This is a genomic window from Bartonella sp. AA81SXKL, from assembly GCF_042196945.1.
In the GTDB taxonomy this organism is placed as follows: domain Bacteria; phylum Pseudomonadota; class Alphaproteobacteria; order Rhizobiales; family Rhizobiaceae; genus Bartonella.
The window spans coordinates 1-3,051 of record NZ_JBHIRH010000051.1 but is presented as its reverse complement, the minus strand read 5'-3'; the positions used below and the strand labels follow the sequence as shown (position 1 = coordinate 3,051).

The window sequence follows — 3,051 nt, the reverse complement described above, 5'->3', positions numbered from 1 at the left end:
GAGGTCTTCCCCATCCCAGGGCGCCCCGCAAGGATAATCAAATCAGATGCTTGTAACCCTCCCATTTTCTCATCAAGTGTTTTGATATGGGTAGCGATCCCTGAGAGCTGTGAGGAACGCTTTTTCGCAGCACTTGCCATGTTAAGTGCTTTTGCAATGGCTGTATCAAAATTTTCAAACCCACCCCCGTATTTTCCCTTTTCTGCCAATTCAAACAACTGATTTTCAACAGTTTCAATTTGTTGTGATGTTGTAAGTTCTACAGAAACATCATAAGCTCTATTCACAACTTGAGTGCCAAGGTTAATTAAAGAGCGTCGGATAAACAGATCATAAATGACGCTCCCATAATCTTTAGTATTAATGATTGTGACTGCCTCGGTAGCTAAACGCACCACGTAATTATATACAGTGATGTCACCAATTTTCACATCATTTTCAACAAAGGGCTTAATAGTAATGGGATCTGCAACTTTTCCATTTTGAATAATTTGTGAAATGATATCAAAAAGCTTTTGATGCAACGGTTCAAAAAAGTGCTCTGCTTTTAAAAAATCAGAAACGCTATCAAGAGCATTATTATTGATAATGATAGCACCCAGCAAAGCTTTCTCTGCTTCAATATTATGGGGCAGTTGACGAAAAGAAGATTGTTCTTCTGTTTGAAAAGAAGGTAAATTAACAGCGTTCATTTTATTCATTATGATTTAAATTGATTTGATAAATGATAATTATAAATCACTGAATCTACAGTGTGAATCCCATTTTTATTTTACTTAACAGCTTGCTTTTTGATACGTTTTGTGCAATAAAGAGATGTTCTTTTATATTTCGATTGGTTATTTTAATCGTTTATTTAGATCGCTAGCTGTTTTGATAATAAAAGCCGTGTCTTAAAGGACGCGGCTTTTTTTTATTCTATCTTTTAGACGCCACAGCCGCTTTAATCAATTCCTCTACAGTCTTTATCTATCTACAAAAGGATATTAAACCTGTAGAAATCTCTTTTCTTCCTGTAACCCATGCCCCCAAAATAAGTTGCGTATCTCCAAAAACACGCGCCCTGCCACCAATAATTGCCTTTCCATAAGCACGTACATTACCGTAAACCTTCGCAAACCCATTAACACACGCCTCATCACAAATTATTGCATTTTCAAAAACCTTCGCATGCCCCCAAACCATAGCAGCATTATAAACCTTGGCATCATCACCAACCCAGCAATTGCCATCATGTGATAAGTTGTATTCACTTTCAATAAAGCCCCCTAAATCTCCTTTTTTAACACTTCCAAAACTTCTTAAAGCTTTAATGCGATAAAGTGTTCTAACTCTACCATAGAGATGGTCTTTAACTTCTGTAGTTTCATTAGTAAGTTCATATTTTTTGGATACAGTTTTAGTGGTCATAGGTAGCTCCCTAATCTAATATTCAAACAAATTTTTAAATGAAATGGTTATAAGGAGGCGCCCCCGCCGCGCCCGCGCCGTTATTTACGCTGCTTTTTCTAAAATATTATTCGAGTTATATATGACTTTATTGCCACTATAAACCTCACCTTCCCTATGAACAAAATCACACTCTCTTAATTTTGCCTTGCCTGAAACCTTCCCATAAATTTTTGAATAACCTGATATTTTTGCATTACCATAAATAATCCCATGAATTTCAGCATGCCCTTCAATAACAGCGTTCCCATGAACGTGTGCATTTTTATAAAGTTTTGAAAAGCCTAGAACCTTGGCATTACCATAAACTTTTACATCAGCATAAATGCAAGCATATCCAGAAAGCTTGGCATTACCAAAAATATGTGTATCATTAAAAACCCAAGCATTATAATGAACGTGAGCATTCCCATAAATTCTTGCACGAGGATAAATACGTGCAAAACCATAAACCTCAGCATTTCCATAAACAAAGCCACCTACAACCGCCTTGCCATAAACACGGGCGTTTTCATAAATACAAGCTTCCACATTAACATGAGCATAACCACTTACAACGGCATTATCGTAAACCCGTGCATTAGCATAAACCTTGGCTTTACCTCCGACCCAGCAATTGCCATGATGCGATAAATTGTATTCACTACCTATAAAGCCGCCGAGGTCCCCTTTTTTTACATCTCCAAAATCTCTTAATGCTCTAATTCTATGAAGTGTCTTAAAACCAACTTCAATTGTCTCGCCTGTAAATTCGTATTTTTTTGCAAACTCTCTCTTTTTAAAAGAGCCATTATCATCTGTAACAAAAAAGGAAGATTCTTGATTTTTAACTGTAGCTTTCATGCTAGTAATCCTTGTGATAATTGGGTTTTGAATTGACAACCCTATAAGGGCGCCGGGTGTTCAAAACACGGTCACAAGTCCGTCGTCACACTTTTCTCATAAGAGTATTGTATGGTGTGAACACACCCGACATAATCGTTATATGCTAATCACAACATAAAAGACAGTCAGTATTTAAAGAAATGGGAAAAACCTTATCGGGGTTTATCCGCTTGTGATTTAGTGTTTTGAGCACTTGACGCCTTTCTAAACGACCTTTTCTTTAATGTCAATACGTATTTTTTATTTTTTTCAATTTTTTTCATTTTGATACCTACCTAATTGAATACCAAGTGCTTTCTCTAGCTCGTTGTCTATATCATCATAAGTTTTCACTGCTTTAACTGTACGTTTTTTGATTTCCCTATTCACCTCGTCTATCAACGCTTCGCAACTCAATACGCTTCTTGGCAAATCACCACCGTATATCCAAGCTTTCACTTGCGCCTTGGTACTGTAATCAACATTCTCAGGCATCTCATGATACTGACCACCGTCAAATTCCTCATATTCTCTCATACCATCTTCGTATTCATAGAGATTGTAAAAATACTCTGCCACCCCTAATCCCCATGGGGCATGCCCCACCGCCGTTGCAACGAACTTTTTTCCCCCCTTCTGTTTACGTTTTTTTAAAAACATCTGGTTTAATATCCCCTATCTAAATCCATAACTTTACCAATGGGTTTATTTGCCTCAAAATGGACCGTACAGAAGCGT

At 37.1% G+C, this 3,051-nt stretch carries 4 protein-coding genes; all 4 read right to left on the bottom strand.

The genetic code is table 11. The annotated features are described in order from the left end of the window. Positions 1-701, bottom strand: a 701-nt coding sequence (locus tag ACFINZ_RS09255) for a DnaB-like helicase N-terminal domain-containing protein (RefSeq protein ID WP_375701375.1), incomplete at its 3' end; no start/stop codon positions are given. A gap of 268 nt (positions 702-969) precedes the next feature. After that, the gene (locus ACFINZ_RS09250; protein ID WP_375612653.1) at positions 970-1,410 is read right to left on the bottom strand and encodes a hypothetical protein; all 441 of its coding nucleotides are present in this window, start codon (positions 1,408-1,410) and stop codon (positions 970-972) included. 84 nt (positions 1,411-1,494) lie between these two features. Beyond that, positions 1,495-2,292, bottom strand: coding sequence for a hypothetical protein (locus ACFINZ_RS09245; protein ID WP_375637250.1), 798 nt, complete (start codon positions 2,290-2,292; stop codon positions 1,495-1,497). 291 nt (positions 2,293-2,583) lie between these two features. Further along, on the bottom strand, positions 2,584-2,973 hold the full coding sequence (locus ACFINZ_RS09240; protein WP_375685674.1) for a hypothetical protein: 390 nt from the start codon (positions 2,971-2,973) through the stop codon (positions 2,584-2,586). Positions 2,974-3,051 lie beyond the last annotated feature (78 nt).